The sequence below is a fragment of the Hominimerdicola alba 8 genome (genome assembly GCF_000178155.2).
Lineage (GTDB): Bacteria > Bacillota > Clostridia > Oscillospirales > Ruminococcaceae > Hominimerdicola > Hominimerdicola alba_C.
In genome coordinates, this window is sequence record NZ_ADKM02000024.1 from 31,419 (window position 1) to 46,533 (window position 15,115).

The 15,115-nt window shown below is 43.3% G+C and carries 16 protein-coding genes; 6 read left to right on the forward strand and 10 right to left on the reverse strand.

What is annotated here, in order from left to right; genetic code table 11:
• Window positions 1-13 precede the first annotated feature (13 nt).
• The 3 genes from CUS_RS02275 to CUS_RS02285 all read right to left on the reverse strand — a co-directional run bounded on the left by CUS_RS02275 (window position 14) and on the right by CUS_RS02285 (window position 3,400).
• The gene (locus CUS_RS02275) at window positions 14-1,318 is read right to left on the reverse strand and encodes a DegT/DnrJ/EryC1/StrS family aminotransferase (RefSeq protein WP_002847297.1); all 1,305 of its coding nucleotides are present in this window, start codon (window positions 1,316-1,318) and stop codon (window positions 14-16) included.
• Window positions 1,319-2,251: 933 nt separating this feature from the next.
• A complete protein-coding gene (locus CUS_RS02280) occupies window positions 2,252-2,845 on the reverse strand; it encodes a hypothetical protein (protein WP_037276174.1) in 594 nt (197 codons plus the stop codon).
• Window positions 2,846-2,881: 36 nt separating this feature from the next.
• On the reverse strand, window positions 2,882-3,400 hold the full coding sequence (locus tag CUS_RS02285) for a flavodoxin (protein WP_002847285.1): 519 nt from the start codon (window positions 3,398-3,400) through the stop codon (window positions 2,882-2,884).
• A gap of 686 nt (window positions 3,401-4,086) precedes the next feature.
• Between CUS_RS02285 and CUS_RS02290 the strand changes: the two genes are divergently transcribed.
• Window positions 4,087-6,699 carry a cation-translocating P-type ATPase gene (locus CUS_RS02290; RefSeq protein ID WP_002847287.1) on the forward strand — a complete coding sequence of 871 codons (2,613 nt, stop codon included), beginning with the start codon at window positions 4,087-4,089 and terminating at the stop codon, window positions 6,697-6,699.
• 197 nt (window positions 6,700-6,896) lie between these two features.
• Here CUS_RS02290 and CUS_RS02295 read toward each other — a convergent pair whose 3' ends face one another.
• Window positions 6,897-7,463: a GNAT family N-acetyltransferase gene (locus tag CUS_RS02295; protein ID WP_002847283.1), complete on the reverse strand. Its 567-nt coding sequence runs from the start codon at window positions 7,461-7,463 to the stop codon at window positions 6,897-6,899.
• 168 nt (window positions 7,464-7,631) lie between these two features.
• Complete coding sequence (locus CUS_RS02300) at window positions 7,632-7,895, reverse strand: GNAT family N-acetyltransferase (RefSeq protein ID WP_002847305.1); 264 nt, start codon at window positions 7,893-7,895, stop codon at window positions 7,632-7,634.
• A 490-nt stretch (window positions 7,896-8,385) separates the two neighbouring features.
• Between CUS_RS02300 and CUS_RS02305 the strand changes: the two genes are divergently transcribed.
• From CUS_RS02305 to CUS_RS02315, 3 genes are read left to right on the forward strand one after another with little or no spacing between them, the layout of a single operon-like run.
• Window positions 8,386-9,174: a methionine ABC transporter ATP-binding protein gene (locus tag CUS_RS02305; protein ID WP_002847272.1), complete on the forward strand. Its 789-nt coding sequence runs from the start codon at window positions 8,386-8,388 to the stop codon at window positions 9,172-9,174.
• The gene (locus tag CUS_RS02310; protein ID WP_002847304.1) at window positions 9,171-9,881 is read left to right on the forward strand and encodes a methionine ABC transporter permease; all 711 of its coding nucleotides are present in this window, start codon (window positions 9,171-9,173) and stop codon (window positions 9,879-9,881) included. Before CUS_RS02305 ends, CUS_RS02310 begins: the two co-directional genes overlap by 4 nt.
• A gap of 56 nt (window positions 9,882-9,937) precedes the next feature.
• Window positions 9,938-10,801, forward strand: coding sequence for a MetQ/NlpA family ABC transporter substrate-binding protein (locus CUS_RS02315; protein WP_002847316.1), 864 nt, complete (start codon window positions 9,938-9,940; stop codon window positions 10,799-10,801).
• A gap of 292 nt (window positions 10,802-11,093) precedes the next feature.
• Here CUS_RS02315 and CUS_RS20310 read toward each other — a convergent pair whose 3' ends face one another.
• From CUS_RS20310 to CUS_RS02340, 5 genes are all read right to left on the reverse strand, one after another.
• Window positions 11,094-11,267 carry a hypothetical protein gene (locus CUS_RS20310; RefSeq protein WP_002847313.1) on the reverse strand — a complete coding sequence of 58 codons (174 nt, stop codon included), beginning with the start codon at window positions 11,265-11,267 and terminating at the stop codon, window positions 11,094-11,096.
• Between the two features lie 67 nt (window positions 11,268-11,334).
• Complete coding sequence (locus tag CUS_RS02325; protein ID WP_002847310.1) at window positions 11,335-12,108, reverse strand: recombinase family protein; 774 nt, start codon at window positions 12,106-12,108, stop codon at window positions 11,335-11,337.
• 121 nt (window positions 12,109-12,229) lie between these two features.
• Window positions 12,230-12,580, reverse strand: a complete 351-nt coding sequence (locus CUS_RS20315) for a hypothetical protein (RefSeq protein WP_002847301.1) — start codon at window positions 12,578-12,580, stop codon at window positions 12,230-12,232.
• Between the two features lie 17 nt (window positions 12,581-12,597).
• A complete protein-coding gene (locus CUS_RS02335; protein ID WP_002847278.1) occupies window positions 12,598-12,936 on the reverse strand; it encodes a hypothetical protein in 339 nt (112 codons plus the stop codon).
• A 241-nt stretch (window positions 12,937-13,177) separates the two neighbouring features.
• On the reverse strand, window positions 13,178-13,690 hold the full coding sequence (locus CUS_RS02340) for a hypothetical protein (protein WP_037276179.1): 513 nt from the start codon (window positions 13,688-13,690) through the stop codon (window positions 13,178-13,180).
• Window positions 13,691-14,080: 390 nt separating this feature from the next.
• Here CUS_RS02340 and CUS_RS02345 point away from each other — a divergent pair, with 390 nt between their 5' ends.
• A complete protein-coding gene (locus CUS_RS02345) occupies window positions 14,081-14,809 on the forward strand; it encodes a transposase (protein ID WP_002847271.1) in 729 nt (242 codons plus the stop codon).
• A 26-nt stretch (window positions 14,810-14,835) separates the two neighbouring features.
• On the forward strand, window positions 14,836-15,115 hold a 280-nt coding region (locus CUS_RS02350; RefSeq protein WP_002847274.1), incomplete at its 3' end, for a recombinase family protein.

Consider the following 15,115-nt stretch of genomic DNA (forward strand, 5'->3'; position numbering starts at 1 on the left):
TACATTTCTCCCCTCACTGAAAACATCTGTGAATGATCTCAATGATCACGTCCTGCTGTTCTTCCGTCATCGTAATATCAGACGGCAAGCACAGTCCTCTTCGGAAGATATCAGCCCCCACATCGGTCATCGTTCCAGCGATATACGCATTGCTCTGACCTCTGCCGCTGCCGTTGGCAGTAACGAAAGCGTGGTTTCTGTAGATCGGCTGCATGTGCATCGGCTTCCATACAGGACGCCCCTCTGTGTTAAACATAGCCAGAGCATCAAGTATCTCCTGCGGGCTGCTCTTGCCGTTCTCACTCTTATACAGATAATCCTGCTCGCCGCGAACCATAGGAGCCATAGCAGATCCATCGATCAAAGCACATGAAAGCCAGTAATTCGGCGCGCTGTTTTCCGCATCAAACGGATTCATGGTAATAGGCAGATCTTTCAAACCTTCTCTGTACCGCTCATAGATCCTCTGCTTAGCCGCTATATGCTCATCAAGGTACGGGATCTGTCCACGAACCACACCGGCAATAATGTTGCTCATGCGGTAGTTATAGCCAAGTTCCTCATGCTGATACCACGGTGCAGCTTCACGGCTCTGCGTAGACCATTTTCTGATCTTGTCTGCATCGGCTTTTTCCGAACACAGTAGCATGCCTCCGGAACTTCCTGTAATGATCTTATTACCGTTAAAAGATATAACCGCAAAATCACCGAATGTACCTGTTTGCTTACCTTTATAAATGGCACCAAGACTTTCAGCAGCATCTTCAACGATCAAAGCACCGTGTTTGTCAGCGACCGCTTTGATCTCGTCGACCTTACCGGGCGTACCATACAGATGAGCAACAACGATGAGTTTGACCTCCGGATAGACCTCAAATGCTTTTTCTAGCGCTGCGGGATCCATATTCCACGTATCATTCTCTGTGTCAATGAACACGGGCTCGCCACCCTCGTATGTGATCGGGTTGACCGTTGCATCGAAGGTCATATCAGATGCGAATACCTTATGTCCTTCCAGACTGCCATGACCGACCTTCGGGATACCATACAGCTTCTCTGCGGCAAGTCTGATCGCCAGGTGCAGTGCGGCGGTACCGCAGGAAAGTCCCACAGCATAGTTCACACCGATGTACTCTGACATTTGTTTTTCAACTTCATTGATATTCTCACCTGCTGTGGTGATCCAATTCTTATCAAACGCATCCTTCACCCATCTCTGTTCATCGCCGTGCATGGTAGGCGAAGCAAGCCAAATCTTTGATGCAAAAGGTTCAATTCCGTCAAATCTTGTATCATGAGGGTCAAGTTTCATAGTCATTACAAATTCTACTCCTCTATACTATCTATATATACACCCTTGCTTATAGTGTCATTGAAAACATCAACAAGCTGAGGTGATCGATCTATTTATTTACTACTTACAGAAATCATAATACTGTGTTTTTCAGCAAGCTAATATCTGACGCTAACATATTTAGCCGCTTATATCAACCAGCCACCTTATTATAAACAAAAGTTAGCTGCCATTAAAAGAAATGCTGCCATAAGCACCTAAAGTACCTGTCTGCCCTTGTAGGTCGCAACAAGACTCCCATCAGCGCACCGCGTTTGTCACAGACTGCTTTGATCTAATCTGTCTTGCCCAAGGTTTAAGTTCCATTATCCTTCTTACGACCACAATTTATTGCTTTATCTGATACACACCTGAACTTTGTAACAAAAAAATATGAGTGAAGTCAATTTAATGATAAAACCATCAAATTTATATCTCATATGCTTCACCATTTCTGTATCAGTGTATTGAAGTATCTTCACAGAAAAAAATGTCGGGACACAAATATTTAAGGTCAACTGCCTTACTATCATCGGCAAGAAAATGTTACAAACTTCTAAAGACAGCTTTGAACAAAAAATCGTAAATAGGTATCTAAAATTCACTTTTTAAGTATATCACAACTTGTTCACAAAGTCAACAAAGCCCGCGACGTTTCCATTTTTGAATTTGCAATTTCGTCACAAATTACAAAATTGTGTTGTAATTTCACTTCGCTATTGTTTATGTGTAGCTACACTATTTTACTTATTTTTGAAATTATTATGTAAACTATCAAAAAAGCGGCGCGATCAATAAAGTTCCCCTGCCATCACTTCCAATGCGCCATAAAACTTTTCTTATCGTGAAATTGTTATGGGGAATTATCAAATGGGCAAAAAAAATGCAGAGCCGGTATTGCTCTGCATTTGAAGAATATCAAGTTGTTTTATTCAAGATGATTGATAAGAATTCAGTATTCTCAAAATCACCCCAACCAGGTTCTTTTTCTTCACGTCCTACGGGCTTGCCTCTTTCATATTCAAAATGACTTAATGATGCTCTGTCGGGGAATGGGATATTATGTTTTTTTAGAATGGATTCTATGTCCTCGATCAGTTCAGTTACAAGAGGCTCAGCACCCTCAACACAAGAGTCCTCACATATACTGCCAAAATCACTGGGGATCATCAGAACTTGACATAATTCATCAGTACCCTTGCCGTCTGTAATTTCTCTGAACAATGCAGTAATTTCATCGTAGTCATCTTTATCTAAATTCCCTTCATATGAACGCTCATTCGTTTCTTCATAGGTGTCAAATTCAAGTATAAATTCCGGAACAGCTTGAGAGTATATATCCCACGATTCATTCCACCAATGCGTAGTCCATTGCCACATTCTTTTTGAAACAGGTGTCCAGTCACGTTCGGGATAAAGAGTAGTCAAATAACGTTCTATGCACATAAAAATATAACATAGTCTACCAGTCATTGTAATATTATGAAACCCTTTTATATTTGAATCACTCACTATAGTAAATAATCAGAGTTTTCATTTCTCAATTCCTTATCTGACTGATCTCTTCGCCCAGTCAGCGACTTTTCTTTCGGAATTTTCAGCTTCCGCACCGTGTACCGAAAGCCCTGCCTTGACCTCTGCGCCCTTGCAGATATTTTTCAGGTCACGCTCACTTGAACCCATGCCGCTGCCCTCGTTGGTACAGAACGGAATTATCGTCTTGCCCGACAGATCATATTTTTCAAGCAGTGTGAACATACACATCGGCATCGTTCCCCACCAGTTGGGATATCCGACAAAGATAGTGTCGTAGTCTTCAAAGTTTTCGGGATAAGCCTTTATCTCAGGGCGTGCCTTAGCGCGAAGTTCCTGTTTAGCCTCCTCGATGCAGGTCATATAGCTTTCGGAATAGGGCTTTACTGTATCTACCTCAAAAAGGTCGCCGCCAACCGCGTTCTGAATGAACTCTGCGACTCTCTCGGTGTTGCCCTTAGAAATAGTTTTCAGACCGCCGTTCCAGTAATTCTCACCCTTGCGTGAATAGTAAACTATAAGTATATTTGCCATAATGATTACCTCCGTTATTTATTTGGTAATTATAGTTTAGCATAGAATTTAAGATAAATCAATCTGGATTTCAGCGATTGATAATAAGTTTTGCTTATGTATCAATCTAAAAGTAAAGCAATTCTGTATGAAGTAATACTTTTGATCTTTACCGATCAACATAAGAAATGGACAATTACGATGAAGTCGAGTTTTGTGCTGTATCCGTCACAAAAACCGCGAAGCATTTCGTATTTTCATTGGTGAGCAATGTCGATCCTCACATTGTAAGGCTCTGTCTGCGAGCCTTGCACGATCCCAACATACTCGGTATCACTTTTCTTTTCAAAAGACAAGACATTTTTGCCCTCACAATACTCATATCCACGCCGGCATGGAGCGCAGCTTGCACTTGAATAAAATGCCATTATCATCACCTTCCTTCATACTTCCTATCAGACCCCATATATCTCATATTTATCAGCTGTCGATGACTTCGGAACATACCCGCTCTTGTCAAGCACATTAGCCTTGTCAACGATAAACGCACTGTACACTTGTCAATGATCTTGGACACTCAAAATATTGACAGTTACTATAAGATGATGTATAATAAAAAGGTATGGCTATCCGTTCAGCATATCACACCAAATGCTTATATAATGTAAGGATGACCAATTATATGAAAAAAGGAGTCAGGTACAGCTATGAACAAATTTGAAGGGCTTACGCAGGCAGAAGCCGAAAAACGTCTTATTGAAAACGGACGTAACTGTCTGAAAGAAGAGAAGCAGAAAACATTATTGCAGATGTTTCTGGCGCAGATACTAAATTTCACCAATGCGATACTCGGTGCGGCTATCATCATCTCGATCATTTTACATGATTACGGCGAAGCAGTCATCATGCTGGTCATCGTCATTGCCAATGCGGTGATAGGCGTTGTTCAGGAAGGCAAGGCACAGAAGGCACTCGATGCACTAAAGAAAATGTCCGTACTGAAAGCCACTGTTATCCGTGACGGCGAAACAAAAGAAATATCCTCAGAAGAACTTGTTGTGGGCGATATCGTTGTACTCGAAGCAGGCAAGCAAGTCCCTGCCGACCTGAAACTGCTTGAAACAGCACGCCTGATGATGGACGAAAAGGCACTTACGGGAGAATCTGTTCCCGTAGAAAAGGACGAGAATTTCGTCGCTGATGATAAGACAGGTATAGGCGACCGCCTTGACCTTGCCTATATGACCACCGTTGTGACATTCGGACGAGGTATCGGTGAGGTCATCCATACGGGCATGGATACCCAGATAGGCAAGATAGCCGACATGGTAGGTCAGGAAAAAGAAAAGCCCTCCCCTCTCCAGAAAGGCATGGACGAACTCAGCCGTACACTCGGCATAGCGGTCATCATTATCTGCGCTGTCGTATTCCTTATAGGTATCTTACAAGGCAGAGAGGTGCTTGAACTTCTCATGACAGCCGTTTCACTCGCAGTTGCGGCTATCCCTGAGGGTATACCAACTATCGTTACCATCGTGCTTGCTCTCGGTATGCAGAGAATGGCTAAGATAAATGCCATCGTCAAGAATATGCCGGCAGTTGAAACTCTCGGAGCAGTAAGCTACGTTTGCTCCGATAAAACAGGCACGCTTACCCAGAACAAAATGACTGTTGTAAAGGCTTTCGAGAATGGTGAGTACATCGACCTCGATACCCTTGATATTAAGGCGCATGATACGCTCATCAAGGGTCTGATGCTTTGCAACGACGCTTCCATCGCTTCTGACGGCACAGAAGTAGGCGACCCCACCGAAACTGCCCTCGTTGCCTTTGCAAAGCGATACGGCATAGAAAAGTCGGTCACAGAGAAGTCACTCCCCCGTATCAACGAGAAGGCTTTCGACTCTGACAGAAAGCTGATGACCACCGTCCACACCACAGAGGACGGAAAGATAATATCATATACAAAGGGTTCTACCGATGAACTGCTGATGCGCTGTACCCACATAAGGGTGAACGGTACAGTCCGTGAGATAACAAATGAAGATATGGCACTCATTTCAAATGCCATGTCAGAAATGTCCTTTGAGGCTCTGCGTGTGCTTTCGCTCGCAGTACGTGAGGATAACAGAGATGCCGTTGAACAGGGGCTTACCTATATAGGTATGATAGGCATGATAGACCCCGAAAGACCCGAAGTTGTAGAGTCTATCAAGACTTTCAAGCGTGCGGGCATCAAGACTGTAATGATAACAGGCGACCACAAGGATACTGCCCTTGCAATAGCTAAAAAGCTGGGCATTGCAGAAAGACCCGATGAATGTGTGATGGGTCACGAACTTGACGAAATGACCGATGAGGAACTGCGTAACAGAGTTTCGGGTCTTTCGATATTTGCAAGAGTTTCTCCCGAACACAAGGTAAAGATAGTCAAGGCGATACAGGCTAACAACAATATCGCTTCAATGACAGGCGACGGCGTGAACGATGCACCCTCACTCAAGGCGGCTGATGTGGGCGTTGCAATGGGTATCACAGGTACCGACGTTGCTAAGGGCGCCGCCGATATCGTGCTCCAGGACGATAAATTCACCACCATCGAAAAGGCTGTCAAGGAAGGCAGGAACATTTACGAAAATGTCAAGAAGTCTATCCTTTTTGCACTTTCCTCAAATATAAGCGAGGTAGTGGTCATGTTTGCGGCTATCGCTGCGGGCTTTGCTGCACCGCTGAAAGCTGTGCACATACTGTGGGTAAACCTCCTCACCGACTCACTCCCCTGCTTTGCACTTGGTGTTGACCCCAACTCATCATCAGATGTAATGAACAAAAAGCCCCGCAAAAACGGCGAATCCATCTTCGCTGACGGCGGATATTTCAAGGTGGGACTTTACAGCGCTATCATCGCAATTGTGACACTTATCGCTTTCCTGTACACTCCCATAAAAGAACTTTCTGCATCGGGAGCGGGATACAGCCTTAGAAATATTATAGACTGCTTCTCAGACAAGCATATACTGATGCAGTCACAAACACTTGCATTCTGTACACTTGCCGTATCTGAGCTGTTCCATGCGATCGGTATGCGTGATACTGAAACTTCGCTGTTCAAATTCAACCATCTGGATAACAAGATAATGATACTTGCTTTTGTGGTGGGTCTGCTTGGTCAGCTTGCAGTCACCGAGATACCGTTCCTCAGAAATATATTCGGTACAGTTCAGATGACTGTTTCCATGTGGGCAGCAGTGCTGATACTGTCGTTGATGCCGCTTGTTGCACATGAGATAGTCGTACTTGTTAAAAAGGCAAAGAAATAACAAAGATATAAAAGACCCTGAGAGAGGCTAAAAGCTTTTCTCAGGGCTTTTTTCGTTTTTCCCCGCAAACGGTTATTAAAAAAATATGGGGCGCTCAATTATCCTTTTGTTTACCGCATTTTTAGTTGGTGTGCTAAAGGGATTGTCATAAAATAATATCATGATCCAAATGATTTAAGTATACCCGATCTTTGCATTTAGTCCTGAGGCTTTTTTATCTCGGGCATATTTTCAGCGTGCTGTGAGATCAGCTTTTCGAGCCACACCATATCATACCAGCGCCCGAACTTATAGCCGCATTTATGAAATCTACCTGCGAGAACGTAACCCATGTGAGTATGGAAATCCATACTGTTATTATCAAGATATTCGTCCGCCGAATCCGCAGGTACACCTATGCAGGCATAAAGATTTGTTATGCCCATCTGTTTCAGCATAGCTTCAAGTTCCGTATATAAAAGCCTTCCCAGCCCTTGTTTATGGCACGAACGGTGAGTATACACAGTGACCTCAACGGAATAGTCATAAGCTGCCCTGTCCTTGAATACTCCTGCGTAGGCATAGCCTGCGATGACACCGTTTTTCTCTGCGACAATGTAAGGATACCGCATAAGTGTTTGGCTTATGCGCTCCTTGAACTCCGCCAAAGACGGTACATCATATTCAAAAGTTATGGCGGTCTTTTCCACATAATACGCATATATATCCAAAAGTTCTGCCGCATCATCGGGTACGGCTGTGCGGATAGTTATCTCACTTTTCATAAATGTACATCTCCATATCATAGTTTGTGACATTTCCCTTTACCCATAGCGATCCGCCTTAAAATTCAGACAAAATCCATAGATCCGAGCTTTTGCGACCGGATCTTGTGAATTTAAATAGTTGGATCGCTATAATCGGATATGCCCCGCTCAGTGTATCCGAAACTTTCATAAAAGCCTATAAGCGCTTCCTTGCAGGTGAGAGATATATGCTTCCATAAGCCTGTGCGCGACACCTGTGTGTCTGTATTCGGGGTGTACCGCCGGTCCGTAGAGGTCATCGGTGATATACGGCTTATGCGAACAGCTGCCGTTAATCAGCCACATTGCCCTGCCGTCAGCTTCAGCCTTGAAAAACCACTGTGGAAATTCCCTTAGCCTGTATTCAAATGCTTCAAGCGACGCTGCCTTTTCAGGCGGGAATGACAGCACCTCTATCTAATGCAGCTGTCTTGCATCATTTATATCTGCCTGTATTATCCTGATATTTTCCGACATATATGATACCTACCCAAAAGATCGGCTCTTTTTATTTATAATGTATCATCATTCCTTTCAGATGTCAAGCAAAGATAACGTTATCGGAAATACGGATCTCATTCCGCCGACAGCAGATCCTCTGCGTCCCGAAAGTCACGGAGCAGCCTGTCTTTCGGCAAAATAACGTTATCACTCTTTGGAATAAGTTTATATTTTCTTGAAAAATACAATATTTTTAATGCGATGATTTCACTTTTTTTCCTGAGATATTTAACAGTTTGTCATCAAACGTGATTTATCAAAGCCACGAAATGACAACGTTATCTTATTTTTGGATTGATTATATCAAAAATATGTGATATAAGTATATCCAATGAAACAAGCAGCTGACTATAAAGCGATTTTATAAGCATTTATACGTAAAGGAGATAGATCACTTATCATGAGTTCATATATAAAGATAGAAGGTCTGTATAAGTCCTTTAAAAATAAAAAAGAAGAAAACCAAGTCCTCAAGGGCATCGACCTTGATATCGAAAAGGGTGATATCTTCGGTATAGTGGGATTTTCCGGAGCAGGAAAATCCACACTGGTGAGGTGTATAAACCGCCTTGAAGAACCCGACAGAGGAAAGATATTTATCGGAGATACCGAAATAACGGCTCTTAATAAAAAGCAGCTCACCGAAAGGCGTAAAAAGATAGGCATGATATTCCAGCAGTTCAATCTTTTTGATTCTATGACGGTATTTAAGAATATAGCATATCCTTTGAAACTGCTGGGTGTTCCTAAAAAGGATATAGAGATAAAAGTCGATAAGCTGTTGGAACTTGTGGGACTGACGGATAAGAAAAACGCTTATCCCGGTTCGCTTTCGGGCGGACAGAAACAGCGTGTGGGCATAGCAAGGGCACTTGCGAACGACCCCGATGTGCTTCTTTCCGACGAAGCCACAAGCGCACTCGACCCTGTATCTACTCTTTCAATACTTGATCTTCTGGAGCATATCAACAAGGAATTGGGTGTCACTATAATAATGATAACCCACGAGCTTGAAGCAGCAAAGCGGATATGCAACAGGGTGGCAGTTCTGGAAAACGGCGTAATGACCGAAACGGGCAGCACAAGGGAAATCTTCCTCGACCCCAAGAGCAGTACGGGTAAGATATTCCTGGAAGTATACAAAGAGTTCAGGCATGATGATTCATTTATAGGAGGTGAGGGGATTTGAGTTTTTTGAAATTTCCATTTTGGGACGTGGTAAAGCACGCATTCAGCAAGGAGGTCTGGGACGTATTGCTCCCTGCGGTATGGGATACATTATATATGGTCGTGCTGAGCGCAGTGATAACTCTGGTGTTGGGTGTACTGCTCGGGATAGCACTTTCTGTGATAGCAAAGGACGGTGTAAGACCCATACCGGTTCTGAATGAAACAGCAGGCACGATAGTCAACTGTCTGAGGTCACTGCCGCAGATGATAATGATAATCATAACACTGCCTTTGGCACGAATTTTACTGGGACAAAGCTATGGTGTAAATGCTTGTATAATAGCACTTGCCGCAAGCTGTATACCTATGTACGCAAGACTGGTGCAGGGCGCACTTGTCGAGATACCCAAAGGCAAGATAGAAGCCGCAAAGGCAATGGGAAGCAGCTCTGCGACGATAGTATTCAAGGTAATGCTGCCCGAAGCTATACCTTCTATAATAAGAGGTTTCACGGTAGCACTTATAGGTATAATCTCCATGACCGCACTGGCAGGAAGTTTCGGTGCAGGCGGTATCGGTGATATAGCAGTGCGTTTCGGGTTCAACAGATTCTATCACGATATGCTGATCGCATCTGTGCTGGTACTTATAGTCATGGTTGAGATAGCACAGATATTCGGTGACATGATATCAAATCTCATATTGAAAAAAAGACATCTGATATGAATTTTCAAAATATAAACCAAAGGAAAAGTAAAAATGAATTTTAGGAGGAATTTTTTATGAAAAACAACAGACTTTATTTGGCAGCAATAGCAGCGGCGCTTATCTCGGCAGCACTTACAGGCTGCGGCGAAAATGCAAAGGCAGATTCACCCGAGAAGAATAACAATACCAAAACAGCTGACGGCAAGGATCTCACCACCATAACAGCACTGGCAGACCTCACACCCCACAGTGAGATACTTGAATATGTTGAGCCTAAGCTCAACGAGAAGGGATATACCATTGATATAGTAAGCACCGCATCTGATGCTACATGGAATGAAAAGACCCAGAACGGCGAGGTGGATTTCAACTTCACCCAGCATGAACCATACCTTATCGAATGGAACGAGATAAATAACGGAACACTGGTGAATATCGGCGGAGTACACGTTGAGCCCATAGCAGCCTACTCAACAAAATATGATTCAGCAGACGAAGTACCCGATGGTGCAACAGTAGTTCTGCCCGATGATGCTACAAACGAATACAGAGCCCTCCGTATACTTGAACAGCAGGGCTGGATAAAGCTGGGCAATACCGAAAATGCTCGTGCAAGCGTTGCGGATATTGAAGAGTTCATCAAACCCATCGAGATAACCGAACTGGACAGCTATCAGATAAACGCACATATCAACGAGTTTGATGTGTACATCAACAACACCAACAAGGTAATAGAGGCAGGTCTTGATGCAACAAAGTACCTGTTCCGTGAAGGCGAGGATTCACCCTACGCAAATATAATCGTTACAACTCCCGACAAAGCAGACGAACCGGGTCTGAAAGCACTTGTAGAGATACTCCAGTCCGAGGATACAGCAAAGTTCATTCTTGACAAATACAACGGTGCGGTTATACCTGTTACAAAGGTTTCTGAATAAAAGCCAAATACCTCATAAAAAGTTTCGCAAACACAACGTTTGCGAAACTTTTTCCTGTGTTATGTTACAATAGATCATAGACACCAAAAATAGAAAAACAACTCTCAATATGATATAATGTTAAGTGCTATTGCTCCCCCAATTAAACCTTGCCGGAATTAAGACGCATATTTTGTATATGGAGCATGAAAGAGCTGATTTTTGAATGGTTCAGCTGTAATGATTTCAGATGTGAACGCACATTATGCTCCAATACTTCTTCGGCTGCACCCTAAGGCACAGCCGTCTGCTCTCAAATATAAACCATACACTCAAACACAGCTTCTCTCGCCATGTATACGAAGCAGTTTTCCAGACCGAGCATCTTCTCGGCATCACCGATGAGGACAGTTTTCTGATAGCAACTGTCGGTCTGCTTCCGAAGCGCCACCTGACGTGAGATAGCTTCGCTGACTTTCAGTTCCATATCATTAAGATACTGCTTGATCCTGCCCTCATTGACAAGCCTGCGAAGTCTGTCGGGACAATGGCTGTCATAGAAATGGAGATGATACCTGATGAAGTCGGTGTTGAAGGATACGGCTCAGGTGTGACCTGTCCATATTGGAAATACCTGTCTTGGTGCGTGGAGTTGCTCTGGTGACATTGATATTATTTTCCTTGAAATAATCAATGATTTTCAGGAGCGACATATCGGGATTCTGATACAGGTCATACGCCACACGCACCGCCTCGGCATTCTCCGAGGGAACAAGCACCGAGCCAGTCTTGCCGTTAATTGTTCTTCTTTCGGGAGTATATCCGAACTGAACTTTACCGCCCTGATAGAAGCCTGTTTCTCTTGCCTTAGTCTGGAAAGCATCGGCTACACGGGCAGCGATAGTCTCACGCTCAAACTCCGCAAAATTCAGCAGATTGTTTCGCATCATACGCCCCTCTTTTGTCTCCGTATTGAACGGCTCGGACAGGGAGTAGACGGTCACGCCGTAGCGGTCAAGCTCGTCCGTAATGTTAAGATACTCCATCATATTTTTGCTGAAACGGTCATACTTTTTCACGATAATTCTGCTGATAAGCCCCTCACGGGCATCGCTCATCATCTGCATAAATGCGGGGCGGTGCTGAACATCTTTTCCTGATTTTCCATCGTCACAATATACCTGATATTCGCAGTCTCCAACGAACCTGATACATTCCTCCCTCTGTGCGGAAATGAACAGCGAATTGTTGCCCTTATCCTTGTCACAGACGGAGCGACGAACGTAAATTGCCGTGATACCGTTTGTCTGTTTTGTTGATTTTCTCATTGTTGACCTCCAATTGCGTTTGCAATCGGACGGTTGGTTTTACATCTATATCATAGCGCAACCGTCCGAAAATTGCAACAGCGTTCTTGTAACTGTAATCATTTTTCGGCAGATTGCCAGATCATTCAGTTGTTTCCTCTGTTCCATTGCGGCGCATTGCACCGAGGAAAATATCGTACATCTTGCCCCACTTCTGCTGTCTGATAGTATCGTTCACATTGTCGGGATAAGTCACCCTTACTTTAATACCGACAGCTTTTTCTTTCTCGCTGTCTGTCATTTCGGGTTTGGTTAGCAGCATCATCGCATCTTTCAGCTCATGCTGGATCGTGTAAGAATCGCAGTACCAGTTATCGACATTCCGCTTGCAGACGGCAAGCTGAATGTCAAGAGGTCTGCGCCTAAGTGTACCCTCTGTCATACGATTGATACAATCATAATCGTTACCGATATGATAGATATAATCACTCATTCAAAGCCCCCTTTCCGTCAATTACCGCCTGAGTAGCTATGAGGAAAACTGCTGTGCTTGACCGCAGTATCGTCCTGCTTGTCCTTATCGTCCGTGACCGAGGAATTACTGTCCGCATCATCATCGGACTGCTCACCCTCACGGAGCTTTTCAAGCTGTTCATGCTCACGCTCGATTGCAGAGAACAGGTCTTTGCCACTCAGCTTAAACTTGCTTGCAAGAGCCGTCAGGTAGAGCTTGTTGTACTCCTCCATTTCCTTGTCGAGCTGTGCCTGTTCCTCTGCGATCGTTGCCTGTCGCTTAGCGATCTTCTTTTCGAGCTTCGCCAGCTTGTCAGCGATAGAAGTCGTAGCCATATCATCACCACCATTCTGAAATTTTAGTCGAGCTGAACTACTCAGCCCCATACTAAAATTATAGCGCACTTTCGAGGTGAAAGTCTATTCGCAGTGCGCATGAAGCCCAGTGCGCCATAAAACTTTTCTTATCGTGAAAATGTTATGGGGAAAATAAAAAGCTGCGGAGCGTAATGCTTCACAGCTTGTGGGAGTATCAGTATTCGGTTTATTGGAAAAAATGCTATGATAAGTAGGTTTTTTAATAAAAATTACTATGCCCTTGTATTCTTTTCAACTCATCAAAAAAATATTTCAAGGAATGGAGTATGTCGTAAATATACGATGTATCGATCTGCATATCAAATGCTACTGCACATTTATAATTATTGTTCTTATTCTTAAAACTGCCGCTAACGATGATATGTCCTAATTTGTCGAATCTGAATGTCATATCAGTACGATCAAGTGTTCCGTAGTTTTTCAGAATAGCAACGGGATCACTTCCGGGCAAGCATTCATAGGCATTATCCAATTCGACATAAAAATAATACAAATTTCCGATTGTCATATCGATCTCAAATTGACTATCTATCCCACAGCACTTATATGTTACCTCAAATTTTCCGGTCACTCCACCTGCTTGTATTGAATAGTCAGTTTGGTTCTCCTCAAAACATTTGAAAGCGAGAACAAATTGTTCGTCACGATCTCCTATATCAATCAGTTTATAAGGTAATTCAAGAATGCTGTCAATTTCAATTTTTCTAAACATCTTTCCACCGCCTAAAACAATAATCCAACAATATCCTACCAGTTAGATTATATCACATCGTCCCCGAAAAAGCAATCCCATTTCCGAGAAATCCGCCCTCTAAAATCACCGTCATCATCAACAGAAATCCCATGTTGAAACTATGCAAGAGGGAGAATTGCCATGAACAAGCTGTAAACTTTCCAGAGAATCATGAGCAAATCTTCAAATTTCACAGTAGATAAGTAGAGCAACACCATTAAGCTAAGAAAAAGAAATGAACAAAATGTAAATTCCATAAAAACACTTGACAAAATGAAGAAAATCTGAGGTATTATTGATGCGGTATGCAGCCAGCGTGAAAAGTATTTTGCTTCATCGGGAAAGGATTTTACACGCAAAGGTAAATTCATGCCGCAGGATATTTTCAAGTCGATCCTGCTCATGGAAAACAAATCGCTGTCTCACGAATTGCTGCCGTATTTCGAGTATAAAAAAGATACGCCAACACCATCCGCTTTTGTACAGGCTCGTGCAAAAATCAAGCCGGAAGGTTTTGAAGCGTTGTTCGATGGCTTTGTTTCAGAAACTACCGATAATAACGCAAAATACCTGCATAAAGGATACCGTATTTTTGCTGTTGATGGTTCAGATTCCTATTTTCCGAATCCAAACGGCAGGCAGTATAATCTGTTTCATATTGACGCGATGTACGATCTTCTCCGTCGTACATATTCCGATGTTGTTATCAAGAAAAAGCGTACAGAAAACGAAAGAGCAGCATTTATTGTCATGGTCGAGAAACATCGCAGTGATAAAGTGCCGATCATATTTATTGCCGACCGTGGTTATGAAAGCTACAATGATATGGCTCAAGTTACGGAATGCGGACATAAGTTTATGACCCGTGTGAAGGATATTGACAGTCAGGGCATTGCTTCCGATCTTGGATTGCCTGATACCTTTTTTGACAGGAGTTTGGTCTTAAAGCTAACTCGCAGAGGTACAAATGAGATAAAGAAAATGAAAAGAACAGATGTCTGTATCCGGCATATTATGGGCGAATTAGATTACCTTTCAAAAGATTATGACCGCAAAGCTCCGGCACAGTTTTACGAGCTTCCCGTAAGTCAACTGTAAATCAACAAAAAAGAAAGGAAACAACTATGAGCAAAATAGGTTATATCCGTGTTTCCACGGAACATCAGGAGACAGCAAGACAGCAGGAGATCATGTGCGACTATCAGGTTGACCGCATCTTCTCCGAGAAGATTTCAGTGAGCACGCAAAATGCTTTGCAATTTGCTAAAGACCGTCCTCCGCTCAGGGCAAGCCCCAACTATGTGCGTGAGGGCGATACGCTCTATGTGGAGAGCATCAGCCGTCTGGGGCGCTCCACAAAGGACTTGCTGAATATCATCGACACACTCACCGAAAAGGGTGTCA

Coding starts and splice junctions, on each gene's coding strand:
- CUS_RS02275 (WP_002847297.1), bottom strand. CDS start 1,318: ATGACTATGAAACTTGACCCTCATGATACAAGATTTGACGGAATTGAA.
- CUS_RS02285 (WP_002847285.1), bottom strand. CDS start 3,400: ATGGCAAATATACTTATAGTTTACTATTCACGCAAGGGTGAGAATTAC.
- CUS_RS02290 (WP_002847287.1), top strand. CDS start 4,087: ATGAACAAATTTGAAGGGCTTACGCAGGCAGAAGCCGAAAAACGTCTT.
- CUS_RS02295 (WP_002847283.1), bottom strand. CDS start 7,463: ATGAAAAGTGAGATAACTATCCGCACAGCCGTACCCGATGATGCGGCA.
- CUS_RS02305 (WP_002847272.1), top strand. CDS start 8,386: ATGAGTTCATATATAAAGATAGAAGGTCTGTATAAGTCCTTTAAAAAT.
- CUS_RS02315 (WP_002847316.1), top strand. CDS start 9,938: ATGAAAAACAACAGACTTTATTTGGCAGCAATAGCAGCGGCGCTTATC.
- CUS_RS20310 (WP_002847313.1), bottom strand. CDS start 11,267: ATGGAACTGAAAGTCAGCGAAGCTATCTCACGTCAGGTGGCGCTTCGG.
- CUS_RS02325 (WP_002847310.1), bottom strand. CDS start 12,108: ATGAGAAAATCAACAAAACAGACAAACGGTATCACGGCAATTTACGTT.
- CUS_RS20315 (WP_002847301.1), bottom strand. CDS start 12,580: ATGAGTGATTATATCTATCATATCGGTAACGATTATGATTGTATCAAT.
- CUS_RS02335 (WP_002847278.1), bottom strand. CDS start 12,936: ATGGCTACGACTTCTATCGCTGACAAGCTGGCGAAGCTCGAAAAGAAG.
- CUS_RS02340 (WP_037276179.1), bottom strand. CDS start 13,690: ATGTTTAGAAAAATTGAAATTGACAGCATTCTTGAATTACCTTATAAA.
- CUS_RS02345 (WP_002847271.1), top strand. CDS start 14,081: ATGCCGCAGGATATTTTCAAGTCGATCCTGCTCATGGAAAACAAATCG.